The organism is Klebsiella sp. YJ (assembly GCF_002108615.1).
Classification (GTDB): Bacteria; Pseudomonadota; Gammaproteobacteria; order Enterobacterales; family Enterobacteriaceae; genus Klebsiella; species Klebsiella planticola.
In genome coordinates, this window is the sequence record NZ_MTEG01000023.1 from 41,201 (window position 1) to 67,492 (window position 26,292).

At 59.6% G+C, this 26,292-nt stretch carries 17 protein-coding genes and 1 riboswitch; of the genes, 6 read left to right on the forward strand and 11 right to left on the reverse strand.

The genetic code is table 11. From position 1 onward, the window contains the following. Positions 1-94 precede the first annotated feature (94 nt). The 8 genes from mrdA to BV390_RS21830 form a co-directional block, all read right to left on the reverse strand. The gene (gene mrdA / locus BV390_RS21795; protein WP_032699867.1) at positions 95-2,017 is read right to left on the reverse strand and encodes a penicillin-binding protein 2; all 1,923 of its coding nucleotides are present in this window, start codon (positions 2,015-2,017) and stop codon (positions 95-97) included. 221 nt (positions 2,018-2,238) lie between these two features. Then, on the reverse strand, positions 2,239-4,038 hold the full coding sequence (gene atzF, locus BV390_RS21800; protein ID WP_085397328.1) for an allophanate hydrolase: 1,800 nt from the start codon (positions 4,036-4,038) through the stop codon (positions 2,239-2,241). Next, complete coding sequence (gene uca / locus BV390_RS21805; protein WP_085397329.1) at positions 4,035-7,640, reverse strand: urea carboxylase; 3,606 nt, start codon at positions 7,638-7,640, stop codon at positions 4,035-4,037. The genes atzF and uca overlap by 4 nt, the downstream gene beginning before the upstream one ends. A gap of 168 nt (positions 7,641-7,808) precedes the next feature. Continuing rightward, positions 7,809-8,444: an urea amidolyase associated protein UAAP2 gene (locus tag BV390_RS21810; protein WP_032687758.1), complete on the reverse strand. Its 636-nt coding sequence runs from the start codon at positions 8,442-8,444 to the stop codon at positions 7,809-7,811. 10 nt (positions 8,445-8,454) lie between these two features. After that, entirely contained in the window at positions 8,455-9,183 is a 729-nt protein-coding gene (locus BV390_RS21815) for an urea amidolyase associated protein UAAP1 (protein ID WP_032687759.1), read from the reverse strand. Positions 9,184-9,187: 4 nt separating this feature from the next. Then, a complete protein-coding gene (locus BV390_RS21820) occupies positions 9,188-9,973 on the reverse strand; it encodes an ABC transporter ATP-binding protein (RefSeq protein ID WP_085397330.1) in 786 nt (261 codons plus the stop codon). Further along, entirely contained in the window at positions 9,970-10,785 is an 816-nt protein-coding gene (locus tag BV390_RS21825) for an ABC transporter permease (protein WP_032696221.1), read from the reverse strand. The genes BV390_RS21820 and BV390_RS21825 overlap by 4 nt, the downstream gene beginning before the upstream one ends. A gap of 24 nt (positions 10,786-10,809) precedes the next feature. Then, positions 10,810-11,868, reverse strand: a complete 1,059-nt coding sequence (locus tag BV390_RS21830) for a putative urea ABC transporter substrate-binding protein (protein WP_085397331.1) — start codon at positions 11,866-11,868, stop codon at positions 10,810-10,812. A gap of 56 nt (positions 11,869-11,924) precedes the next feature. After that, positions 11,925-12,023, reverse strand: a riboswitch (guanidine-I (ykkC/yxkD leader). Between the two features lie 563 nt (positions 12,024-12,586). On the opposite strand from BV390_RS21830, the gene katG reads away from it, so the two are divergent. After that, positions 12,587-14,764: a catalase/peroxidase HPI gene (katG, locus tag BV390_RS21835; protein WP_032699872.1), complete on the forward strand. Its 2,178-nt coding sequence runs from the start codon at positions 12,587-12,589 to the stop codon at positions 14,762-14,764. 51 nt (positions 14,765-14,815) lie between these two features. Here katG and zapE read toward each other — a convergent pair whose 3' ends face one another. Continuing rightward, a complete protein-coding gene (zapE, locus tag BV390_RS21840) occupies positions 14,816-15,841 on the reverse strand; it encodes a cell division protein ZapE (protein ID WP_102047549.1) in 1,026 nt (341 codons plus the stop codon). Positions 15,842-16,215: 374 nt separating this feature from the next. Here zapE and BV390_RS21845 point away from each other — a divergent pair, with 374 nt between their 5' ends. From BV390_RS21845 to BV390_RS21855, 3 genes are all read left to right on the forward strand, one after another. Further along, entirely contained in the window at positions 16,216-18,339 is a 2,124-nt protein-coding gene (locus BV390_RS21845) for a TonB-dependent receptor (RefSeq protein ID WP_085397332.1), read from the forward strand. A gap of 8 nt (positions 18,340-18,347) precedes the next feature. Further along, positions 18,348-19,361, forward strand: coding sequence for an ABC transporter substrate-binding protein (locus BV390_RS21850; RefSeq protein ID WP_032699874.1), 1,014 nt, complete (start codon positions 18,348-18,350; stop codon positions 19,359-19,361). 330 nt (positions 19,362-19,691) lie between these two features. Then, positions 19,692-21,101, forward strand: a complete 1,410-nt coding sequence (locus BV390_RS21855) for an MFS transporter (RefSeq protein WP_085397333.1) — start codon at positions 19,692-19,694, stop codon at positions 21,099-21,101. A 140-nt stretch (positions 21,102-21,241) separates the two neighbouring features. On the opposite strand, the gene BV390_RS21860 is transcribed toward BV390_RS21855, so the two are convergent. Then, the gene (locus tag BV390_RS21860; protein WP_032687767.1) at positions 21,242-22,123 is read right to left on the reverse strand and encodes a LysR family transcriptional regulator; all 882 of its coding nucleotides are present in this window, start codon (positions 22,121-22,123) and stop codon (positions 21,242-21,244) included. Positions 22,124-22,309: 186 nt separating this feature from the next. Between BV390_RS21860 and BV390_RS21865 the strand changes: the two genes are divergently transcribed. Continuing rightward, positions 22,310-23,110 (forward strand): helix-turn-helix transcriptional regulator, encoded by an 801-nt coding sequence (locus BV390_RS21865; protein ID WP_064793771.1) that lies wholly within the window; start codon positions 22,310-22,312, stop codon positions 23,108-23,110. An 83-nt stretch (positions 23,111-23,193) separates the two neighbouring features. Further along, positions 23,194-23,814, forward strand: coding sequence for a LysE family translocator (locus BV390_RS21870; protein WP_080718635.1), 621 nt, complete (start codon positions 23,194-23,196; stop codon positions 23,812-23,814). A 46-nt stretch (positions 23,815-23,860) separates the two neighbouring features. On the opposite strand, the gene BV390_RS21875 is transcribed toward BV390_RS21870, so the two are convergent. Continuing rightward, the gene (locus tag BV390_RS21875; protein WP_085397334.1) at positions 23,861-26,161 is read right to left on the reverse strand and encodes an FdhF/YdeP family oxidoreductase; all 2,301 of its coding nucleotides are present in this window, start codon (positions 26,159-26,161) and stop codon (positions 23,861-23,863) included. Positions 26,162-26,292 lie beyond the last annotated feature (131 nt).

Genomic DNA, 26,292 nt, shown 5'->3' on the forward strand with positions numbered 1-26,292 from the left:
GAGTGACACCCTGCGGGAATAAGCGCTGCAAAGCAAAGAAGTGCAAAAGTAAACCTCGCCCGGCCAGCACAACGCCGGGCGATACTCTCCTGCTCTACTGCGCGTCGGCGCTGTCTATCTGCGGAACGCTGGCTTCAGCCCCTTGCGCAATATCAGGCGCGTTGGCCGGATCAAAGATGTGGTCAAGGATAGCGCGCGCCGTTGGCCCGGCGACAACGCCGTCGCCGCCGCCGTTTTCCAGAATCAGCGCCATCGCCACCTTTGGATGCTGATACGGAGCAAACAAGGTATAGAAGATATGATCGCGTAATCTGACCGGGATCATCTTCGCATTGTAGGTCTGATTCTCCTTCAGACTGAAGACCTGCGAAGTACCGGACTTCGCGGCAATCTGATACGGCGCGGTATGAAACAGTTTATAACCGGTGCCGTTAGGCAAGTTAGCCATACCGTACATCCCGTTGCGCACGATGCCCCAGTACGGCGATTTCGGATCGCCCACCTGCGGCGTATTGTTCGGCGGCTGATAGCGCTCAACCTTATTGCCGCGCTTCATGGAATAGAGCAGATGGGGATTTTTTACCTTGCCGTTGTTGAGCAGTGTCGTCAGCGCCTTCACCATCTGGACAGGCGTAGCGATCCAGTAGCCCTGGCCGATCCCGACCGAAATGGTGTCCCCCTGATACCACGGCTTTTTATGTACCTTCTGCTTCCACTCGCGGCTCGGCAACACCCCGGCATACTCTTCATTCAAATCAATCCCGGTCAACTGCCCGTAGCCAAACTTGCTCAACCAGCTGTGAATGCGGTCAATGCCCATTTCAAAGGCCACCTGATAGAAGAAGGTGTCGGCCGACTCCTCAATCGCCTTGGTCACGTTCAGCATCCCATGCCCGGTTTTCAGCCAGTCGCGGTAGCGGCGCTGGGTACCGGGTAGCGTCCAGGTCGGCGCACCGAAAAAGGTCGTGGTAGGGGTAATCACGCCAGCGGAAAGTGCCGACAGCGCCATATAGGGTTTCACCGTCGATGCCGGCGGATAGAGCCCCTGGGTCACGCGGTTAATCAGCGGGCGGTCCGGGTTATCGAGCAGAGAACGGTAGGCCTTATAGCCAATCCCTTTCACAAACGGATTCGGGTCATAGCTGGGACTGGAGACCATCGCCAGCACCCCGCCGTCGCGCGGATCGACCGCCACCACCGCCGCACGCTGCCCCTTCAGCACCCCTTCAATGTACTGCTGCAGGTGCAGATCCAGCGTCAGGTAGATATCCTTCCCGGCCACCGGCGGCACCTCTTTCAGCAAACGCACCACGCGACCATGGTTATCGACTTCCACCTCCTGATAGCCGGTGGTGCCGTGGAGCTCTTTTTCGTAATAGCCTTCAATACCCTGCTTGCCGATATTATGGTCGGCGGCATAGTTCTCCGCCTCGCCGTTTTTGGCCAGCCGTTGCAGGTCGCTGTCGTTGATTTTCGATACATAGCCGACCACGTGCGCCAGCTGGGCACCGTAGGGGTAGTCGCGCTGCTGGTAGCTCTCCACCGTTACGCCTGGAAAACGAAACTCGTTCACCGCAAAGCGTGCCACTTCAACATCGCTCAGGGCCGACTTCAGGGTCACCTGCTTGTAGCGACCGTTGTGGTGCATATCATCGCGGAAACTGGCGATATCATCGGGGGTCAAATCCACTATCGGGGTCAATGCGTTCAGCAACGCGGTCATATCGGCAATTTTGCTCGGGATCACCTGCAGGCGGTAGAGGGTGATGTTCTGTACCAGCGGGATACCGTTGCGATCGAAAATAAGCCCACGGTCTGGCGCGATAGGCAGCATTTTAATGTCATTCTGATTCGATCGGGTCTGATAGAAATCGTGCTGCTTAACCTGTAAACGGTAGAGGTTAAAAATCAGCACGCCAAAGCAGACCACCACCAGTAGAAACGCGATCGCGGCACGACGAATAAACAGCATCTCTTCCGCTGAGTGATCGCGAATTTCATCTCTCAATAGGGTCATTAGCGGCAATTCACTTGAGTTTGAATAAAGGGCGAAAAAAAGAAAAAGCGCAGCAGAATAGCGTTATCGAGGCGCCAGCCCTACAGAAAGGTTGCTAATGATTTAGCAGAAATGTTTCAGCATGTTAGATGCCAGACAGGCGCTAGCCCCCACCAGGGGATGAAACGGGTGTGACATTGTCACAAAATGGCCTCTGTCCGCTGAAGACAGAGGCCCTGGGGTCAACCGCGGGTCAGCCAGGCCCGCCAGCCTCCGTAGGCGGTAATGTCGGTGGCACCCTGCAGACCGTATCCTTCGCAGATAAAACCGCTCAACCAGCGTCCGTCGGACAGTTCGACTTTGCCTAGCCCCAGCGGTGCGGGAATGGCTGCCAGCAGTGAGCCCAGCTCAGACGAAGGCAGCTCCCAGACCTCCACGGCGATGGCCGCGCCGTCGTTTTCGTCACGCACCATCCCCGGACGGCACCCGTCGGCCAGCGCATACAGCCGATAGCGCGGGGCGCTGTGCATGGCCGTCAGCAGACGCCCGCCCCGCTCCCGCAGTTGCCCGTTCAACGCCAGGCCGTCAAGATGGGCGCCGCAGACCACCAGCGGCATGCGATCGTGGCTGCCGGTGGCCGCAGGCAAGGCAGCGTCCAGCTGGCTCCCGCCAACCAGCGGTAGTGGCTGCACGCGCTGGAAAGCGTCGGCCACTCCGAGAAGGTACTGGTCGGTGAAGGCCCGCCCGAACAGGGTGACGCCGGAGGGCAAACCGTTTGCCAGAAAACCGACCGGCACATTCACCGCCGCATAATCCAGCAGGTTCATAAAGTTGGTGTAGTAGCCGAGATCGGCATTGCGCTGCACCGGCTCGGCCTCCAGTTCAGCCAGCGTTACCGGACGCGGACAGGTCGGGGTCAGGACGCAATCCAGCGTTTCAAGGATCGCGTCACACTGCGCCTTATACGCCTGCAGCTGGTACATTGCCCTGAAGGTCGCCACCGCGTCGGTACCCGGCGCTTTCGCCAGCACGTCGCGAATCACCGGCAATACCGCCTCCGGCTGCTGCTCGATTAGCGCGCCCACCACCGCATACCGTTCCGCCACCCACGGGCCGTCGTACAGCAGGCGCGCGGCGGCAAGAAACGGCGTCATATCGAGGTTGACCGGTACGCCGCCAAGGGCAATGAGCCGCGCTTTGGCCTGCATAAACAGCGCCTCGCTCTGCGCACAGCCAAGGAAATTCAGCGTCTGCGGCACGCCGAAGCGAAATCCCGGCGTCGGGACGCCGAAGGCCTGACGGCTGTTCCACTGCGGGTTGCGGCGACTGTAGGCATCTCGCGGATCCGGCCGTGCGGTCAGGGCCAGCAGCCGGCTGGCCTCATCGGCGGTGGCGGTAAAGAATGTCGTACAGTCGAGGGTCCGACAGGCCGGCACCACCCCGGCGGTAGAGATCAGCCCCTTGCTGGCCTTCAGCCCCATCAGGTTATTCAGTGAAGCCGGGACTCGTCCGCTGCCGGCGGTGTCCGTTCCGAGGGCGAAGCTGGCCACCCCGAGCGCCACAGCCAGCGCTGAACCGGCGCTGGATCCGCCGGAAGGATAATCCGCATGATAAGCGTTACGACAGCGGCCGTAGGGCGAACGCGTTCCGTTCAGGCCGGTGGCAAACTGATCGAGATTGGTTTTGCCGACCGGAATAGCGCCGAGGGCAATCAGCTGGGCCACGACAGTGGCATCCTCAGTCGCGGTGCGGGCAAAGGCCGGACAGGCAGCGGTGGTGGCAATGCCCGCAAGATCGATATTATCTTTGATGGCGAACGGCACGCCGTACAGCGGTAGCGTCTCCGGCGCAACCGTATCCAGCGCCGCCAGCCAGGGCTCCTGCTCCTCCGCCGTCAGTATATGAATAAACAGCTGATACTCCGGATTCAGCGCCTGCGCCTTCTGGCGGAGATCGGCCAGCAGCGCCCGCGGGGTCAATTCGCCGCGGCGGTAAGCCTCTGCGAGGGTCGCAAGGCGTAAATCAAAGGTTGGCTGACTCATACGTTCTCCTCCAGGATCACCGCCACACGTTGCCCGGCGCGTACCGACGCCCCCGGCTGAACATTCATCTGTTGCACCACGCCGTCGCACGGCGCCAACAGCGGGATCTCCATTTTCATTGACTCCAGCACCACCAGAACGTCGCCGGCGCGAACATGACTCCCCGCGGCGGCCTGCACTTGCCACAGATTGCCGGAGATCGGACTCTCCACGCCCTGCTGTCCGCGCTGCAGCGGCGCCTCGTCACCCGCGTCAGCCGCTACCTCCTGGCTATCGAAATGCGCCTGGCCGCTGGCTATCCAGCGCTCGCGTTCCTCATTGAAGGCGCGCTGCTGATGCTGGCGAAAAGCGTCGATACTTACCGCTTCCCGCTGCAGAAACTGCTGGTACTCCGCCAGCCGCAGGGTACTGTGCTCAATGCGCAGCGGATAGCGGCCAAGCGGGAAATCGCGGCGGATCTGTTGCAGTTCATCGGCAGAAACCGGGTAGAAACGCAGCTGGTCGAAGACGCGCAGCAGCCAGGGTTTACCGGCGAAGTCGGCGACCTCGTGATAGCGATTCCACATCTGCAACGTACGGCCGACAAACTGGTAGCCCCCGGGACCTTCCATACCATAGACGCACAGATAGGCTCCGCCGATCCCCACCGAGTTTTCCGCCGTCCAGGTACGCGCCGGATTGTATTTGGTGGTCACCAGTCGATGACGCGGATCGAGCGGCGTCGCCACCGGCGCGCCAAGATAGACATCGCCCAGCCCCATCACCAGATAGCTGGCGTCGAACACCGTCTGCCATACCGCCTGTTCGTCCGGTAAGTCGTTAATCCGGCGGATAAATTCGAGGTTGCTCGGGCACCATGGCGCGTCGCGCCGCACGGTCGTCATGTATTTATCGATAGCCGTGCGGCAGGCCGGGTCGTCCCACGACAGCGGTAGATGTACCACCCGGGTCGGAACCTGCAGATCGTCGCTGACGCACACCGCCGCCCACTCCACGCTCACCCAACTCAACAGCGCGTCAAGCGTCAGGGTTTCCGGCTGGAAATGAATTTGCAAAGAACGAATACCCGGCGTCAGGTCAATTACCCCCGGTCGGGAGCGGCTCTCCAGCGCCTGCATCAGAGCATGAATGCGAAAACGCAGCACCAGATCGAGCTCCGCCTCTCCCGCTTCCAGCAGCAGATGGGTATCGCCGGAAAGACGGGCCACCAGACGCTTATCTGCTTCTGCGCAGCTCATCACCACGGGGGAAGTTAACGGCGCGGGCTGCCACGCAACAGGCATCGCCTCAAGCGTCGCCAGCTCATCCCGGTAGCCTGCCGCCAGTCGACGGGCCGTAGACAGATCCACGGCAACAAAACGCACCTTGTCGCCGGCTTTCAGTTGCCCCAGCTGCCAGAGATCGGCTTCAATCACCGTCACCGGGCAGACGAAACCGCCGAGGCTCGGGCCGTCCGGGCCAAGAATAACCGGCATATCGCCGGTAAAATCAACCGCGCCGACGGCATAAGGGTTATCGTGAATATTCGACGGATGCAGCCCCGCGTCGCCGCCGCTCTCGCGGGCCCACAGCGGTTTAGGACCTATCAGCCGCACGCCGGTACGGCTGGAGTTGAAATGCACCTCCCAGTCGGTGGCAAAAAACGTATCAATGTAGTCCGCGGCAAAAAATTCCGGCGCGCCGTGCGGGCCGTAAATCACCCGCAGGGTACGCACTTCCGCCAGCGGCGGTACCAGCACAGCAGGCAGCGCGGCGCCGGTGTCCCCCCTGCCGTCTGGCGCCAGATGCAGAACATCCCCGCTGCGCAACGCGCGTCCGCCATGGCCGCCAAACTGTCCAAGCGTAAAGGTACTTTTGCTGCCCAGATAATCCGGCACCTGAATGCCGCCGCGCAGACAGAGGTAGCTCCTGACCCCCGCCCCTTCGATGGCGCCGATTTTCAGCGTCGCCCCGGCCGGGATACGGAATACACGGTTCATCTCTTGCGCGATACCGTCAAGGGTAACCGGAACGCCGGCGCCGCTCACCACCGCCAGGGCTGCACAATGAAACTTCAGCGCTGGCCCGCTGAGGGTAATTTCCAGCGCCGCTTCTCCCGGCGGGTTATCCAGCAGCCGGTTGCCGAGGCGCAGCGCCCGATCGTCCATCGGCCCTGACGGCGGGACGCCCACCGCCCAATAGCCCAGCCGTCCGGGATAATCCTGGACGCTGGTCAGCGTCCCGGCGCTGAGCACCTCGACGGTTGCGGCCCGATAGCTCAGCTGTTCCAGGCAACGGGTCCAGGGCTCACCCTGTACAAAGGGTTCAAAGGCCAGAATCTGCTGGAGGTAGATGCGGTTAGTTTCCACGCCATACAGGCGGGTGTTCGCCAGCGCCTGGGTCAGTTCAGCGATCGCCTCGTCGCGGGTTGGCCGCCAGGCGATCATTTTAGCCAGCATCGGGTCAAAAAAGGGCGGCACGTCGCAGCCGGCCTCCACCCAACGGTCGATACGAAGCGTTTCGCCGTCCGCCGGCGGAAAGACCACCTCGGTCAGCAAACCTGGCGAAGGCTGAAACTGACGGCCCGGATCTTCGGCATAAATACGCGCCTGGATAGCGTGGCCCCGTGGTGTCAGGTCGGCCAGCAGCGCAGTGAGCGGCGGTAAATCCCCGGCCGCCAGCGCCACCATCCAGCGTACCAGGTCGACGCCCCACACCTGCTCGGTGACGCCGTGCTCAACCTGCAGACGGGTATTGACCTCGAGAAAATAGAAACGCTGCGCCGCGCTGTCATAGACAAATTCGACCGTCCCGGCGCTGCGATAGCTGACCGCTTTGCCCAGCGCGACCGCCGCCGCGCACAGCGCATCCGCCATCCCCGCCGGTAGGTTCGGCGCCGGAGTTTCTTCCAGCACTTTCTGGTTCCGACGCTGTATTGAGCAGTCGCGCACCCCAAGGGCGATGACCTCGCCCTGCCCGTCGCCGAATATCTGCACTTCCAGATGGCGCGCGCGTTCAATGTATTTTTCGATAAACACGCCCGCATCGCTAAAGTTATTCTGCCCCAGCCGCTGTACGGTCTCAAAGGCGTCCGACAGCTCGCGGGCGTCGCGACAGACGCGCATCCCGATACCGCCGCCCCCGGCGGTGCTTTTTAACATCACCGGGTAGCCGATGGTGTCCGCCGCCCGACACGCTTCGCCGCTGTCGGCCAGCAGACCGGTCCCCTCCAGCAGCGGCACGCCCTGCGCTTTGGCCAGCGCCCGGGCGGTGTGCTTAAGGCCAAACGTGCGTAGCTGAGCGGGAGTCGGGCCGACAAACGCCAGCCCGGCAGCTTCACAAGCCTCGGCGAAGGCAGCGTTTTCCGATAAGAAACCGTAGCCGGGATGAATAGCTTCGGCCCCGCTTTTTAAGGCAGCGGCGATGATTTTTTCCGTCACCAGGTAAGTTTGCGCCGCCGGGCCGTCGCCGAGGCCGATTGCCTCATCGGCTTCGCGAATATGCAGGCTGCTGAGATCCGCGTCGGAATAGACCGCCACGCCCTTCACCTGCATCGCGCGCAGGGTGCGCAGAATTCGACAGGCGATGGCGCCGCGGTTAGCAATCAGTAAGGTTTTGAACATACAAGGGACTCACGTCGTGGCGGGTCGTCCCGCAAAAAAATTCGACGTCCCCGGGGCCGTCCCCGAGGCGCGCAGGCGTTCAGGGCTTGCGCGATGGTGTGCTTAACAGGCGGTCGGCGCGAACGGCAAACAGACGCCAGGCCAGCAGGCGCCAGCGCTGCCAACGGGTCAGTTCCATACCAGTACCTCCGCCGGAGTCGGATTCCAGCCGTTGCAGGGGTTATTCAGCTGTGGGCAGTTGGAGATCAGGACGATAACGTTGCGCTCCGCGCGCAGCTCGACGTACTTCCCGGCGCCAGAGATCCCGTCTTCAAAGGTCAGGCCGCCGGCTTCGGTCACCGGGACGTTCATAAAAAAGTTGATATTGGCGCCAATATCGCGCTTATGCAGCCGACCGTCATGCAGACAGGCGCAGAGAAAATTGTCCCGACAGCTGTGCATGTAGCGTTTATCCAGCGCATAGCGCACGGTGTTGCTCTCCTGCGCGCAGGCCCCGCCGAGGGTATCGTGGCGTCCACAGGTATCGGCCACGATGGTCAACAGCGGATTTCCGAGGTTGGAGTACAGCACGCTGCCGGTCGTCAGGTAGGCATTGCCCTGGCGGCGCAGCGTACGCTGAGGATCGTAACGTTCGCGCGGGTTGTCAGCACAATAAAACAGGGTGTCGACAGCCTGATTGCCTTCAAGATCGAGCAGGCGCAGGGTCTGCCCCGTTTTGATTTCGAACAGCCAGGGTTCGCCCGCAGGAATCACGTGGCGATAGACGGCATCGGCGGGGTTACGGGTACTGGTCACAAGGCTCATCTCGGGCTCCTCAAAGGGCGAACAGGTGGGTGTTGGTGAAGGCGCGCTGGTTTTCATCGCGGGTAAACAGCGATTCGACCGCCGCCTGCTCATCGTCGGCCTGATACCAGCTCAGCTGGACCGGACGGGGGGCATAGTCGCCCGACGGGTTCATCGGATGCGGCAGCGCGGTCAGAACCATCAGTACGTCCATCGGCGCAAACAGTTCGACGTAGTTACCCGGGGTGGAATGGCCCGCACAAAACTGAAAGCGCCCTGCGCTGTCGACGGTGACTTTGCTGAAGAAGTTGACCACCATCAGCAGATCCTCGAGGCCAAGATCCCATTTCCCCATTTCGACCAGCAGATTATCGGCGCCATTGCGATGGAAGGTGTTGCGCAGCTCCTGGTAGCGGCCCGCGCCATATTTTTCTTCCGTCTCTTGCGCATTGAGCACACCGCCGAACGGATCGTGCCAGCCGCAGCTATCGGCGATGATGCCAGCCAGCACCCGCCCCATATCGGAATAGAAACAGTGTCCGGCCGTCAGCCGCGCGGTGTGCTGTCCCTTGAGGGTATCCGGCAGGTTCAGGCGCTCGCTTTTCTCGTGCGGGTTGAGCATCATCATGCTGACGTTTGCACCGCCGTCGATATCGGTCAGACGCAGGATCTGCCCACGGCGTAAAATGAACGAGGTATGGCCCCCGCCCGGCAAAAATTCTTCGCGCAGAGCTGGGGAGGTATGAAAAAGCGCTGTCATCGGGCTATCTCCTTAAGGCATAGACATTGTTATCGGTGCCGGTGCCGGTGCCGAGCATCTGCGACATCCGGGTCTCATTAAGCGGAATATCGTAGGTAATGCGCGCGCCATAGGCGTTGGGGGCCTGCGGGTCGTGGCGTACCTTATCGAAGACCAGCAGACGGGTGCCGAGATTGAATCCTTCGGCCAAATCGTGGGTGACCATAAAGACCGTCATTCGCGTTTCGCTCCATAGCTGAAGCAGCAGGGCGTGCATATCTTTGCGGATACCGGGATCGAGCGCGCCGAAAGGCTCGTCGAGCAGCAGAACCCGCGGCTGCATCACAAAGGCCTGAGCGATCGCCAGCCGCTGCTGCATCCCGCCGGACAGTTGTGCCGGATAGCGGTCAAGGGCGTGGGCGAGCCCCACTTTGTCCAGCATCTGCGCCGCCTGTTCGCGGGCAGCGCGCTTGCGGGCACCGAACAGACGGCCAAAGCACGGCGAAGACGGCAGCTCCAGACCGACGGTCACGTTATCCAGCACGCTCAGGTGCGGGAAGACCGAATAACGTTGGAATACCACGCCGCGGCTGCGGTCCGGCTCGGGAGCCAGCGGCTGACCGTCGAGCGTAATCGTGCCCCGGGTCGGTTTCTCCTGCCCCAGCAGCAGGCGCAAGAAGGTGGATTTCCCGCAGCCGGAGGCCCCGACCATGGAACAAAACTCCCCTTCTTTGACCGCTAAGTTAATGCGCTCCAGCACCACATGGTCGCCGTACTCCTGCCAGATATTGTTGATGCGGATAAAACTCATGTCCGGCCTCCTTCGGCCCACGGGAAGCAGACTTTATGCAGCTGACGCAGCCCCAGATCCATCAGCCAGGCCAGCAGGGTTATCCAGATGACATAGGGGATTATCACATCCATCGCCATGTAGCGCCGGACGAGGAAAATGCGGTAGCCCAGCCCGGCGGTGGCGGAAATAGCCTCCGCCGAAATCAGAAACAGCCACGCCGATCCCAGCAGCAAACGCAGCGAGGTAAGCAGGCGGGACAGCAGCTGAGGCAGGACCACCCGCAGGACCACCGTCCAGCTATTGGCGCCGAGGGTTTGCGCTTTGATAAACAGTTCCGCCGGGATTTCCCGCGCCCGCTGTTCAAGGTCGCGCGCCAGCATCGGCGTGATGCCAATCACGATCAGCATCACCTTAGAGAGTTCATCGAGACCGAAGACGATAAACAGCACCGGCAGGATCGCCAGCGGCGGCACCATCGAGACCACGGTCATTAACGGCGACAGCGCCGCGCGATAAACCGGAAATACGCCGGCCACGATCCCGATGCTCAGGCCAATCAGCGCGGACACCGCCAGCCCGATGAGCAGGCGCGTCAGGCTGATCAGGGTGTCGCCCCACAGCAGGTATTCGCCGCTGCGTTTGTCCGGCGTAAACGCCATCCGTTCGATGGCCGCCGCCATCTGCGACAGGCCGGGCAACAGCTTGTCCTGGGGATTAGCTTCAAGGCGAATAGCGGAGCCGATAAACCAGGCGGCGATCAGCAATACAAAGGGCAGCAGTAATAGCATCAGCCGCATGCCCTGCTGGGGATGGCGGTTAATTTGGCGCATGGCGTTCACTCCCGTCATCAATGATTACAGCTGGCCGGCGGCGGCCATTTTCAGGAAGCTATCGTCAAAGCGCAGTCGGGTATTTGCGTTATCACCCACTGTGACGTTGCCGGGGAAGCGCATGCCAATGAAGTCGGCGCTTTCCGCGCCTTCACCTAACAGCCCTTTATCAAACGAAAACTGCGCCACGCGCTGCATGGTTTTTGCCAGCTCCGGGCTGGAGATGAACGTCAGCGTCTCGGCGGCGGTCCAGAACAGGTGGGTCGTTTTCAGCTGCGCCTGGTAGCCCGCAAGGTCGGTGCCGGAATCTGCCGCCATGGCGCTCAGCGCCTGGGCGTCTCCGGCCTGCATTTTGGCCATCATTTCAAACCATGCGCCGGTCAGGGCTTTACCCAGCGCGGGGTTATCTTTCAGGGTTTGCGTGTTGACCACCATCATGTCGATAAGCTCGCCGGGAACCTGCGCTGAGCTAAAGACTTCGCTGGTCTGCGGGGTCTTTTTAATCGCCGACAGCTGCGGGTTCCATGCTACGGCGGCGCGGACGCTGCTGGTGCCAAAAGCGGAAACGATATCGGCATCGGAGGTATTCACCACTTTGACATCTTTCTCCTGCAGACCGGCCTTCTCCAGGCCACGGACCAGCAGATAGTGCGAAACCGACAGCTCAGGGAGATAGACCGACATGCCTTTCAGATCGGCCAACGTTTTAGCGCTGCCTTTGAGCACCACGCCGTCGTTGCCGTCGGAATAGCTGCCGGTAATCAGCGCAGTGGTATCGACGCCGCCCGCGGCGGGGATCGTCAGCGCGTCCATGTTGGTCATGGTGCAGCCATCAAACTGACCCGCGGTGTACTGATTAATCGACTCGATATAGTCGTTGAGCTGGACGATATTGATTTTGATGCCGTATTTCGCGGCCCATTTATCAATGATTTTTTCGTTGCTGATGGCGCCCCAGGGCATCCAGCCGGCATAGATCGTCCAGCAGACGTTGAACTCTTTTTTTACGGCGGCAAAGGAAGGGAAACTGGCCAGTAGCGCCAGCGACAGCATGAGTGAGCGGATGACACGGGATGTCTTCATTATGAACCTCTGGTTGGCACAAAAACAGGAGCAGCGCGACACCTGACGGTGCTGCTGTCTCCCGGGCTTTTGTCCCGCCGTGTAACCTCGCAGAGGTCGCCAGCTCTCGGACCAGACATTCACCTGCGTGAACCGGAACCCTAGCCAGCTATTGGATCATCTTGATTGTCTGTTGCGCTGCCTTCTGGTTTATTGTTTGCAAAGGGCATGCCAGAAAATTGTTCTTTTAAATTCAGTAAGATAGATAGTGGTCACGGGACGTCACACCACAATGGGGAGTGGTTTTGGGGCAATGCATAAATTTGGTGCAGACAACCTGCCCACACGTAATAAAGCGCACTCGGCGCGAAAACAGACGCCGGGCACATTCTGCGAGCACCGCCGGGTTATATAAACGGAGGATCTTAACCGCGATAATCTTATTTATCGTCGTCGCGACGGTAGCCAGTAAATGACCAGAATTCACCTGCTTAGCTTTTTTTGCAACCGCTTATTTTATCGCCAGAGGCCTCGCTACAGTGTCCTATACTGATTAGCAAACGGCAACGTACGTAAGCGGCTTTACGTATTTTGGCTTTAATCCACATTTATTTCATGGATTTCTTTATCGCTTGTTGTTAAAAGGATATAACTATTAATTCCGTAGATTCTTTCAAGTATCACTTATTGGTTGCAGTGTATATCGTAATGGCATTCACAAAAGCAAACGGAGCCTGATATGAGCACGTCTAACGATTCATCTAACAACGCATCCGCCGGGAAGTGCCCTTTTCACGCAGGGAAGCCCGTCCAAAGTGCCGGTGGCGGCACCGCCAACCGCGACTGGTGGCCTAATCAACTTCGCGTGGATCTGCTGAACCAGCATTCCAACCGCTCAAATCCCCTCGGCGAAGACTTTAACTACCGCGAAGAGTTCAAAAAACTCGACTATGCCGCGCTGAAGGCAGACCTGAGAGCGCTGCTGACCGATTCACAAGAGTGGTGGCCGGCAGACTGGGGCAGCTACATCGGGCTGTTTATTCGTATGGCCTGGCACGGTGCAGGCACCTATCGTACCGTTGACGGTCGCGGTGGCGCAGGCCGTGGACAGCAGCGCTTTGCGCCGCTGAACTCCTGGCCGGATAACGTCAGCCTCGATAAAGCCCGTCGCCTGCTGTGGCCGATAAAACAAAAATACGGCCAGAAAATCTCCTGGGCTGACCTCTATATGCTGGCCGGTAACGTCGCGCTGGAAAACGCCGGTTTCCGCACCTTCGGCTTCGGCGCCGGTCGTGAAGATGTCTGGGAACCGGATCTGGACGTTGACTGGGGCCATGAAAAAGCCTGGCTCGAACATCGTCACCCGGAAAGCCTGGCGCAACAGCCGCTGGGTGCCACCGAAATGGGTCTGATCTACGTTAACCCGGAAGGCCCGAACGCCAGCGGCGACCCGCTCTCCGCTGCCGCTGCCATTCGTGCCACCTTCGGCAACATGGCCATGAACGATGAAGAGATCGTCGCGCTGATCGCCGGCGGCCATACCCTCGGTAAAACGCACGGCGCAGCGGTAACCACTCACGTCGGCGCAGAACCTGAAGCCGCGCCGATTGAAGCGCAGGGCCTCGGCTGGGCGAACAGCTACGGCAGCGGAGCCGGTCCCGATGCGATCACCTCAGGTCTGGAAGTGGTCTGGACACAGACCCCGACCCAGTGGAGCAACTACTTCTTCGAGAACCTGTTCAAATACGAATGGGTCCAGACCCGCAGCCCGGCTGGCGCCATTCAGTTTGAAGCCAAAGATGCCCCGGACCTGATCCCCGATCCGTTCGATCCGGAGAAAAAACGCAAGCCGACCATGCTGGTAACCGACCTGACGCTGCGCTTCGACCCGGAATTCGGCAAGATTTCCCGTCGCTTCCTCAACGATCCGCAGGCCTTTAATGAAGCCTTTGCCCGCGCCTGGTTCAAACTGATCCACCGCGATATGGGGCCAAAATCACGCTACCTCGGGCCGGAAGTGCCGAAAGAAGACCTGATCTGGCAAGATCCGTTACCGGCCGCCATCCACAACCCAACGCCGGCGGATATTGCGACCCTGAAGACCGCTATCGCCGATGCCGGGCTGTCGGTCAGCGAACTGGTGTCGGTGGCCTGGGCTTCTGCCTCCACCTTCCGCGGCGGAGACAAACGCGGCGGAGCTAACGGCGCGCGTCTGGCGCTGGAGCCGCAGAAATCGTGGCCGGTGAACGCCGTGGCTGCAAAAGTGCTGCCGACGCTGCAGGCCATTCAGAAAGCCTCGGGTAAAGCATCGCTGGCCGATATCATCGTGCTGGCGGGCGTCGTGGGTGTCGAACAGGCCGCTGCGGCTGCCGGTGTGCAGGTCAGCGTACCGTTCGCGCCGGGCCGGGTGGATGCCCGTCAGGATCAGACGGATATCGAGTCTTTCGATCTGCTGGAACCGCTGGCGGATGGTTTCCGTAACTATCGCCGGATCGAAGGTGGCGTCTCGACAGAAACGCTGCTGCTGGATAAAGCTCAGCAGCTGACGCTGACCGCGCCGGAAATGACCGTGCTGGTGGGCGGCCTGCGGGTGCTGGGCGCCAACTATGATGGCAGCCAGCACGGGGTCTTCACCGACCACGTCGGCGTCCTGAGCAATGACTTCTTCGTCAACTTACTCAGCATGGCCACCGTCTGGAACGCCACCGACGAGCAGGGCGAACTGTTCGAAGGCCGCGATCGTCAGAGCGGTGAGAGCAAGTACACCGCCACCCGCGCCGACCTGGTCTTCGGTTCGAACTCAGTACTGCGGGCGCTGGCGGAAGTGTACGCCTGCCAGGATGCTCAGGAGAAACTGGTTAAAGACTTTGTCGCGGCCTGGACCAAGGTGATGAACCTCGACCGTTACGATCTGTAATCTCCCTCCCCGGCGGGCGCTATGTCCGCCGGGGCTTTTCCCCTTCCCCTCTCATGTTTGTCGCAGCTGTAATAACCGGCTGTAGGTACGCTGAATATCTTCCTGTTCGACATCCGCCACCAGTTCGCCCAGTCCGCAGGCGGCCACTACGATCAGCTGACACTGCTTTTCATACAGCACATCCACCAGATTAATAAAGCGCTGCTGGGCCGCCGGGCCTGCCTGACGCAAAGGCGGAACCGCATCCAGCAGCCAGCGCTCATGCTGTTCACAGAGCGCCAGATAATCCATTACCGACGTTGCCGCCATGCACAGCTGGCTAAAGGTGAAATGCAACAAATGCGTCGGCGCGGAGGCGGCGTGTAGCGTACGATAGCCCACCTGCAGCGGCTGCGCAGTGGCGCAGGGATCCGGCAGTTCAAGTCGCTGACGGGTTTGGGCAGAGGGTTGCACCAGAAACCTCCCGCGGCAGAATGGATTTTCCGCCGGCGCATGGCGCGCCCGGTAATCCTCTTCACCATTGAGCGCCGCTACCGTCATGTGCTGTTTTATCAGCGCAATCGACGGCACAAAACGGTCGTGATACAGCGGGTTAGCCAGTAATTGATCCGGGGGGTAGTTGGAGGTAGCCAACAGAATGATACCGCGTTGAAACAGCAGCGTAAGCAGCGCTTTCACCAACATGGCGTCGCCCGGATCGTGCAGATGAAACTCATCAAAACACAATAGCCGGCAGCCGTCGGTCATCTGTACCAGCACCTCGGGCAGGGTTGGCGTTGGCTGCGCGTTCAGCCGCTGATGCAGTTCGCGAAAGAAATAGTGGAAATGCACCCGGCGCTTTTCCGCCAGCGGCAGGCTGGCAAAGAAATGATCGATAATAAAACTTTTGCCGCGCCCGGTACGCCCCCAGACGTACAGCCCTTTACCACGCGTGGCCTTGCCTGCGGCCAGCCCGTGCCCCAGCGCGTCCAGTTGAGTAATCAGCGTCTGCTGGTCCGCATCGAGGGTCAACGCCAGCGCCTCGGCCCGCTGTGCCATAAACGAGGCAAAACTAAATTCGGTCATTCCTTGCGTCATTTTCGCTCTTCGTGGTGTCACCGGCGCAGCTGCCCCGGAAAAAAGATGAGGAATTCTCACCAATTACACCTTCACTGAACGACAATAACAAGCTTATCTGCAGCACAAAGGCTGTATGCCTCCCCCGGACCTGAAAAAAAACCATTGTTCTCTTCCGGGGTATACAAACACATTATAACCAGCAAAAACAGATGGATAGTGTGGTTGATTCCGTACCAGGTTGACGGTGCCGACGTACAAAAAACATCGTTATATATTGACATATACAGCGATGTTTTTTATCTTTTTGTCATACAAATAAAAACCGTACCCTTCAGACAGAGACGAGATTTTCCCCGCCTCATTCCACTTTCATCCGTCTGAACTAAAAATTAATGCGCTCATATAAACTCGTTTTATTAACCGGGATGATTCCCTGTTCTCCCATTCTGCCGGCGATGCCTGTATATGCAGCAGAAACCATGGTTGTCACCGCAGAACCGCATACCCAATCCCTTGATGATGTCACGCCTGCTGCGGAACAGCAGGCTACGGCAGGCAACCTCGGCAAGCAGAAGTTGATTAACGTTCCGTGGTCCGTGCAGACGCTCTCCGACTCTCTGACCCGCCAGGTACAGGCCAGCAGCGTCAAAGATGTCTACCGCTATCTGCCCTCCGTCCAGGGCGACGGCGTTCGTCCGCAAACCCGCGGTATGCAGGGCAGCGTGGTGCAGAACAGCATGATTGATGGCCTGAACGTGGTGTCGACCACCGAGTATCCCGCTGAACAGTTTCAACGCATTGAGGTACTGAACGGTATGGCCGGCGCGCTATACGGCCCGGCAAACCCGGCGGGCATGTTTAACCTGGTCTCGAAACGGCCTACCGATGTGCCGCTACGCAGGGTGACCGTTGGCGGCGGGACTGCGTCCGGCGCGAATGCCGCACTGGACCTCAGCGGCCCGCTTGACGCGGCCGACAGAGTAAAATATCGCCTCAATCTGTTGGATCAGGACGGCAGCAGCTATACCCACGGTAGCCGTCAGCGCAACCAGTATGCCGGTCTGGCGCTCGACTTCCAGCTGACCGACCAGACGGTGCTGGAGAGCAACTTCAGCTACTACCACTTCTATCAAAAAGGGCTGCCCGGCTCGTTCGCTCTGGCAAAAGGGACCCATTTCCCGTCGCCGCTGGATCCCACTAAAAGCCAATATGGTCAGTACTACGCCGGCAACGACGACACCACCACCACCGGCAGCCTGCATATTAAGCATGATTTTGACGGTAACTGGCTGCTGGACGTCGGCGTGCTGCGCCAGATAGCCGACCGTGAATCGACCACCGTCACCAATACGCTGACCGATAATCAAGGTCATTACGCCACCACGACCGCCAACTCCGCCGCCAGCCGATTTACCATCAACAGCTACCTGGTTAACCTCACCGGCAGCGTTGATAGCGGCTGGTTACAGCATGATCTGGCGGTTGGCATGCGCGGTTTCGTGTGGAAAAACAACAACCCACGCAATGGCGGTACGCAAACGCTGGGCAGTTCTTCGCTGGAGGAGAGCCCGGATTACGCCCGCCCCGCCTATCCGGATTTTACCGACCGTTACCATTCCGCCACCACCACGCAGCACGTCTTTCTGCTGAGCGATACGCTGACCTTTAATCCCCGGTGGAGCCTGCTGCTCTCCGGTAGCGAAAATCTGTTTACCGTAGACAACTACAGCAAAACCGGCAGTCGTAGCAGCAATCATGACGATCGGGGGGCCAGCGGTTCCGCCAGCCTGATGTACAAACCGGTGGAGAATGTGACGCTCTATACGACCTGGGCCAATAGTATGCAGCAGGGAGATACCGCGCCTGCCGGAGCCAATAACGCCGGCGAGGTCCTTGACCCCTACCGCAGCCATCAGGTGGAGGTCGGCGCGAAATACGCCCCGCATAAGGATCTGCTGCTTACCGCGGCGTTGTTCCAGGCCGAACGCCCGTTCGCCTATACCAATGCCAGCGGTGATTTTGCCCAGGACGGAACGCAGAAAAACCGCGGGCTGGAGCTGATGGCCGATGGTCACGTCACCCCGAACCTGCGTCTGTTCGGCGGCGGCAGCTGGCTCGACCCGCGTTTGCACAACACTTCGAGCGCCGATGCTGACGATAAGCAGGTAGTCGGTCTGCCGCGCTTCACCGCCAGTATGCTGGCGATTTACAGCATCGATCCGCTCCCTGGGCTTGATGTTAACGGTACGCTTCGCTACGTCGGTCGTCGCCCGACCGATAACGCCAACGATAGCTGGGTGGGCAGCTATACCACGGTGGATATCGGCAGCAACTACCGCACCCGGCTGTTTGGCACCGATACCACATTTAGGTTAGCAGTGACTAACGTCACTAACCGCCGCTACTGGAGCAACGTCGTTCCTGGCGCGCTGACCGGTTACACCGGCGCCGGGTACGCCAGTGCGCAGCTGGGGGCACCGCGCGAAGCGACTGCCTCGGTGCAGTTTGATTTCTGAGGACGATGATGAACAAGATTGCCGCTGGCTTACTTACGCTTTGCCTCGCCATTCCGGCGCTGGCCGACCGCCAGGTCACCGATGACGCCGGACATCGCGTCACCCTACCGGACACGGTAACGCGGGTGGCTGAAGGATGGTTCGCCCACCACTCGCTGCTGATGACCCTCGGGGCCGGCGGCGATATCGTGGCGACGGTCAACCGCCCGGACAGCCGCCCGTGGATGTTCCGCCTCGATCCGCGGCTGAATCACGCGCTGATCGGCCGCGGCCCGCACTTTACCAGCGAAGCGCTGCTGGCGCGCGGCGCTCAGGTGGTCTTTGTCGCTCAGGGAGACGGCGATGCCGATGCCTATCGCCAGGCCGGTCTGCCGGTGATGGAGATGCGTTTTAGCGACTATCCGTCGCTGGCCCGCGCGGTGGAAACCACCGCAGAGGTTATCGCTACGCCGCAGGCGCGGGCCCGCGCCCAGGCGTATAACCAGTACCTGCAACAGGTCATTGCGCGCGTCGGCCAGCGAAACGCCGCGCTCACCGACGCGGAACGCCCGCGGGTGCTGCATATCCAATCGCTGAAGCCGCTGAAGGTTGACGGCAGCCATACGCTGATCGATACCTGGATCCAGCTGGCGGGAGGACGTAACGCGGCGCAGGGCATCAGCGGCAATATGCAGGAGATCTCTGCGGAGAAAGTGCTGGCCTGGCAGCCGGACGTCATTATCCTCGGTGCGGGGTGCGGTGACCTGCAGCACTCGGCTTATGGTGAACTGTTCTCAGCGCTGCGGGCGGTTAAACAAGGCCGGGTGCTACAAAACCCGGCGGGCGTTTTTCCGTGGGATCGCTACGGCAGCGAAAGCGCGCTGCAGATTCAATGGGCGGCAAAACAGCTTCAGCCGCAGCGCTTTGCCGATGTCGATATGATCGCCGTCACCCGCGACTTTTATCAGCGCTTTTTTGCTTATTCGCTGAGTGAACCGGAGGCCAGGCGGATTTTGCAGGCGCTCCCCCCGCAGGAAAAATAGCGGCCGGAGCCAGTCACAATGGCCCCGCTATACGCCGGGGCCATTTTATACGTTCTTACTTCATGATTGCCGTCCCCACCGCCACGCTAAGCGTCCCCCTTAGCAGCTTCGCCAGCCCCTCCTTTCACCCATTCATGAAGAGCGTGCCTGGTTGTTTACTTCAAATCCGTCGGCGGCCTGGCGCAGAAAGCAGTGAGTTCCTCATGTCTATGACTTAAGCACGATATTTTTACCTGTAGAAAACCGACAGGAAGAGGAATTAAAAATTTAAAACCATTAACAATCCAATAACATTAGCAGGCAAACATTTCATCTGAGGAAAATAATAATATGTCTACCACCCAGGTTCTGGGGGATGCGCCCTTTGCACCCGCAGAACAACCCCACGCCAGCTTAACCCGCCGCATCGATGCCCTGCCTGCCTCTGTCGGCCTGTGGTCGTTTATTACTTTGCTGGCGCTGGGCGGCTTCTTTGAGCTCTACGATCTTTTTCAAACCGGTTATATCAGTACCGGACTGCTGGCAGAACATATTTTCCATACCGACCAACAGGGCATTTTTGGCATCTCCGATCAGGCCTCATTTGCCTCGGCCACCTTCTTCGGATTGTTTATCGGCGCCAGTCTGCTGGCGCCGCTGGCGGACAAGCTGGGCCGCCGATTGACCTTTATGTTTGCGCTGGCCTGGTATGGCGCATTTTCACTGCTGATGGCTTTCCAGAACAGCGCCGAAGGGGTCATCTTGTGCCGCTTTCTGGTCGGTATTGGGCTGGGAATTGAACTGGTGACCATCGACACCTATCTGAGCGAATGGGTCCCGACCCATCTGCGCAACAAAGCGTTCGCCTTTGCCTTTTTTATCCAGTTTCTCTCGGTTCCCGCCGTGGCGCTGATGTCATGGATGCTGGTCCCGACGACGCTGTTCGGCCTGACCGGCTGGCGCTGGGTGATTATCTTTGGCGCGCTGTGTTCGCTGATCATTTGGGTGATTCGCAAAAAACTGCCGGAATCGGCCCGCTGGCTGGAGGTGAAAGGTCGCCATGCGGATGCGCACGCGGTGATGTGTGAGATGGAGCGGCGCTGTGGCGTCACGCCTTCGCCGCAGCATGTCCCGGACACCCGGGAAGCGCAGCGTAAAAGCGGCACCTTTAAAGAGATCTGGGCGCCGGAATACCGCAGACGGACCATCATGCTGATGGTGATGAACTTCTTCCAGGCGATCGGTTTTTTCGGCTTCGGCAACTGGCTGCCGGCGCTGCTCTCCGGCCAGGGCGCAAGCATTACCCACAGTCTGCTGTACGCCTTTTTTATCACTCTCGCCTACCCGCTGGGCTGCTTGTTCTGCACCCGCTTTGTCCACCGGTTTGAGAATAAGTGGCAGATCGTGCTCTCCGCGCTGATGACGGTGGTGTTCGGCACCCTGTTTGCGCTGCAGAATAACCCGGTGATGCTGGTTGTCTGCGGGTTTATGATTACCTGGTCCAACGCCTGGTTGACCATCAGCTATCACGCCTACCAGGCGGAAATCTTCCCGACCCGGATTCGCGCCAGAGCCGTGGGCTTTTGCTACTCCTTCAGCCGCCTGTCAACGGCGCTCACCAGCATTCTGATCGGCCTGATTTTACAATACGCCGGCACCCCGGGGGTAATTAGCTTTATCGTGGCCAGCATGCTGATGGTGATGCTCTCGGTGGGTATTTACGGCCCGAAAACCCGCGGTATCGAGCTGGAAAATATCTGACTGTCCTCTGCGCCGCCGGGTTATTTCGGCGGCGCCGTCCGACATGGCGGTCAATCGTCATCGCTCAGCGCAGTAAGCCGTTTTCTGCAAAAAGAATACGCTATTGAGACCCAGTAACGCCTTCCCATCCCCCGACCCGGTTAATTAAAAATCACCTGCGCATCGGCAAAACATTTTTCCGCCAGCGACGAGACCGGCTGCTGGTTGCGCATGATCAGCGCCAGCATTGACTCCACTTCGGTTTCGGCGATGGGAATAATCTCCAGATTGTCGCTTAACGCCTCCAGACCATTGTTAAGCGGCATAATGGCGCAGCAAATTCCTGCCTGCACCGCCTGGATAATCTGGAAGGTCGAATCGCTCTCAAAAACATATTTCGGCGTTAACCCTTTGCTCTTAAAACTCATCTCAATGGATTCACGGTAATGCATTCCTTTGGTGAGAAAACCAAGCGGTAATGCGGCCAGCGTTTCCCAGTCCGGCGTACCTTCGGCAAACTGAAAATGGCGTTTATCATGCAGCAACCCCATTCGCGTTGCCGGCAGCCGCTTAACGTTGAAAAGCTGGCTATCGACGTGGTGAAGGTAGCAGATGCCCAGATCGAGCTGATTACGGCTGACGCCATCGATAATCTGCTCCGAGGTGAGAGAAAGCAGGCTAAACTGCAGCTCCGGGTACTTCCCGGCCAGCGGTTTAATCAGCTGCATCGGGTTAAGGCTTGCCAGCGGCACCATCCCTACCCGCAGTTGCCCCACCATCTGGCCGCGACAAATCGCCGCTTCCGCCTCCAGCCCGTCATGAGCCGCCAGCAGCGCCCGAGCCCAGGCCAGAATGCGTTCGCCTTCGGCGGTAAACCCCTCAAACCGCTGCCCGCGCTGAATCAGAACAAGATTGAGCTCCTCTTCCAGATTGCGGATGCGCATCGAAAGCGTCGGCTGAGTGATATGGCACAGCGCCGCGGCCTGGCCAAAATGACGCGTTTGATCGAGTGCGATCAGGTATTTGAGCTGTTTAATATCCATGGTTAATCCAGTGTGTTGCCATTCGCTATAGGCGAACGCCGGCGCGATGCAGACACCCCTCGCCCGGTCAAAAAATATGTTAGTTAAATGTTACGTTCAGCATCGGACAAATACAAGCCGGTGCGGCGCTTGCGGAAATGACGATCGCCGGACTACACTCGCACAGAACCCCTTCGGGAGGAGCACATGGCGCCCCGCATCCATCACGTCCAGCAGCATCACTTGCCTCTCCCCGGCCTCGAGGCCATGTCGTTGCTGACCGAACAGCACTTCTCACGCCATGCCCACGAGCAGTTTGGCCTTGGTATTTTCACGCGCGGCGCCCAGCGCTCGTGGAGCCATCTTGGCCAGGTTGACGCCTCGGCCGGGCAGATCATTATGGTCAACCCGGGAGAAATGCACGATGGCGTACCGCTGAACGGTCCCCGCAGCTGGCAGATGCTCTACCTCGATCCGCAGCTCGTCGCCGATGAATTTCAGGGCGAGGTCAAAAGTGAGGATATTCTGCTGCGCCCGGTGGTCGATGACCCGCCGCTGCGCCTGCTTATGCAGCGACTGTTCGCTGAAATCACCGCCCGCACGGGCGATGAGACGGCGCTTGAAGAGGTGCTGCTGCTCTGTCTGTTGCGGGCAACCGGCTGCCATCGTCTCGTGCGGACGGCGCCAGTACGTTATTCCCCAACCATCGCGCGGGCCAAAGAGTATCTTGACGATGCGCCGGAGGAAAAAACCTCCCTCGACATGCTCGCGGCGCTGTGCGGCATGAGTCGTTTTCAGCTGATCCGCGGCTTTGCCCGCGAAACCGGCATTACTCCGCATGCCTATCTGGTACAGTCCCGGGTACGGCTGGCGCGTCGGCTGTTAAGCGCCGGGCATGCCCCCGCCGACGCCGCACAGATGGCTGGCTTCGCCGATCAAAGCCATCTGACGCGCGCCTTTCAAAAACAGTTCGGCACCACCCCGGGCAGCTATCACTCCGTCCGCTAACCTCCCCTGCAATTTTATTCAAGACGCGCCCGCGGTGTGGCGAAATACTCAGTGCGACCGATTTCTCTCACAGGAACACCGCCATGTCGTTCATCAGCCCTGAATTTCTACTGACCTCTTTGCTGGTTGTGCTCGCCCCCGGCACCGGGACGCTCTACACCATCGCCACCGGCCTCAGTGCCGGAAGAAGCAGGAGCTTCGCGGCCGCTTTCGGCTGTACCCTTGGTATCATTCCGCATCTGCTTGCTGCCGTCACCGGCCTGGCGGCGCTGCTCCACCGCACCCCGGAACTCTTCGGCGCGATCAAATATCTCGGTGTGGCCTGGCTGCTGTACATGGCATGGACCACATTTGCTCAACGGGGCGCGCTAACGCCAGAGCGCCGTGATGAGGCCGGTTCACCGCTGAAAATCATCACCCATGCCGTGCTGATTAACCTTCTCAACCCGAAACTGCCGCTCTTTTTTTTCGCCTTTCTGCCGCAGTTTATCCGCAGCGATGTCGCCTCCCCGGCGCAAGCGATGCTGACGCTGAGCGGGATTTTTATGCTGATGACGCTTCTGGTCTTTATGTTGTACGGCGCCTGCGCGGCCGCGATGCGCGGCTATGTGCTGACCCGTCCCAGGGTGTTGCAGGGGCTGCGGGTCGCTTTTGCCGCCGGTTTCGTCGGCCTTGGCATCAAGCTGGTACTGACGCCAGAATAGCGAAAGTTCGCTGCCGGCGCTGAGGCCGGCAGCGGGCGCGGGCAGATTAGCGCAGGCCGGAGACCGGCAGAATCTCTTTCGAGCGCAGGGTCAGGCGAATCGGCACGGATTTATAAGAAGGCGTGCCGCTCTCTTCGTCAATGTAGTCCAGCGGAACCAGGACATTGGCTTCCGGATAATAGGCGCCAACGGTGCCTGGCGCGATGTTGTAGGCCACCAGCGTAATATCCTGCAGACGCAGGTTGCTGTCCGGCAGCGCGGTGGTGATATCCACCCGGTCACCGTGCTCGAATCCCTGACTGGCCATATCCTGCTCGTTCATAAACAGCACGTCGCGACGGCCAAAAATACCGCGGTAGCGGTCATCCATGGCATAGATGGTGGTGTTGTATTGATCGTGGCTGCGCAGGGTGACCAGCCGCAGCACCTCCTCGCCCGCAACATGAACGTTCTCATGTACGCCGTGGAACACCGAGAACATGGCTTTACCGGTTGGCGTTGGCCAGATGCGCTCCGTCGGCGGCAACGGCATGCGAAAACCGCCCGGGTGACGAATACGCGCGTTGTAGTTATCAAAACCGGGAACGGTGCGTTCGATCAGATCGCGGATACGGTCGTAATCCGCCACCAGTGAGAGCCAGTCGACTTTAGTGTTGGCCAGGGTCGCCATCGCCATTCCGGCGACAATCGCCGGTTCTGAACGCAGCAGCGGCGAGGCCGGCTTCAGTTTCCCTGACGAGGCGTGCACCATCGACATGGAATCTTCCACGGTGATCGACTGCCGCCCGCTCTCCTGCAGATCCAGCTCGGTGCGGCCCAGACACGGCAGAATAAACGTCTCTTTTGCCACCAGCAAATGCGAGCGGTTGAGTTTCGTCCCGACGTGCACGCTGAGATCCAGCCCGCGCATCGCCGGGAACGCGCGCTCAGGGTCGGGCATCGCGACCGCAAAGTTACCACCAAGACACAGCAGAGCCTTCGATTTGCCCTCGATCATCGCCTGCAGCGCTTTTACCGCATCATGGCCATGTTTCTGCGGCGGCGCGAAACCAAACACCTCCTGCAGCTTCGCCAGGAAGGCAGCGCCCGGCTTCTCGGTAATCCCGACGGTGCGGTTGCCCTGGACGTTGGAGTGACCGCGCAGCGGACAGATCCCGGCGCCGGGTTTGCCGATATTCCCGCGCATCAGCAGCAGGTCGGCGATCAGCCGCACATTTGACGTCCCCTTATTATGCTGGGTGATCCCCATACCATAGGTCACGATCGTGGCATTCGATTTGGCGTAAGCCTCGGCAACCCGCTGCAGGTCAGCGCGGGTAAGACCAGATTCGCGTTCGATATCTTGCCAGGAGGTCTTCTGCAAATCGTCGGCAAACGCCGGGAAGTTCTGCGTATGCTCGTTAATAAATGGGCGATCGAGAACGTCACCCTGCTCTTCTTCCATCTGAAGCAGCGCTTTGGCAATGCCTTTCAGCGCCGCCGCATCGCCGCCGGCCTTCACCTGAAAATAGGTGGAGGCGATATTCGTCGAGCGCAAGGTCGCCATCTCGATAACATTCTGCGGGTCGGCAAAACGCTCCAGCGCCCGCTCTTTCAAAGGGTTAAACACGATAATCGGTACGCCACGACGAGCCAGTTCGTGCAGCGTCCCCATCATACGCGGGTGGTTGGTTCCCGGATTATGGCCGATGGAAATCACCAGCTCGGTTTTGTCAAAATCATCCAGCGACACCGTTCCCTTCCCGATGCCGATCGACTGCGGCAGCCCGACGCTGGTCGATTCATGGCACATATTGGAACAGTCCGGGAAATTGTTGGTGCCCAGTTCACGGGCAAACAGCTGGAACAGCCACGCCGCTTCGTTGGAGGCGCGCCCGGAAGTATAGAACTCGACCTCGTCCGGCTGCATGCCGCTGACCACTTCGCCGATACGCGCAAAAGCGCTTTCCCAGCTGGTCGGGCGCAGCGTGTCGCTGGCGCGATCGTAGACCAGCGGATGGGTTAACCGACCGTAGCCTTCGAGCTCAAAGTCGCTTTTGGCCAGCAGCGAGGTGACCGTGTTCGCCGCCAGAAATTTCGGCGTAACGCGTTTGCTGGTTGCTTCCCAGGTCACCGCTTTGGCGCCATTTTCGCAAAACTGGAAGGTGGATTTGTGCTCTTTATCCGGCCAGGCGCAGCCGGGGCAATCAAAGCCGTCAGGCTGATTGGTGCGCAGCAGAGTGACGGGCGCTTCCAGGGCATCCATTTGTGTCCGCACGGCGATGGCCGTTGCTTTCAATGCGCCCCAGCCGCCGGCAGGGCCATCATAAGGATGCACGCCAGGTACTGAGCGTCTTTTCATATTCATATCTACTCCAGAATGCGCCGTCGATAAGCGAGAACGACATGCCAAATCACCTTATCCGGGCGATCCGCAACGTGAAAAAGTTCGTCCGCCGGAGAAAGCCGCGGCGGACGTTTTTTGTTAACGAAAGCATA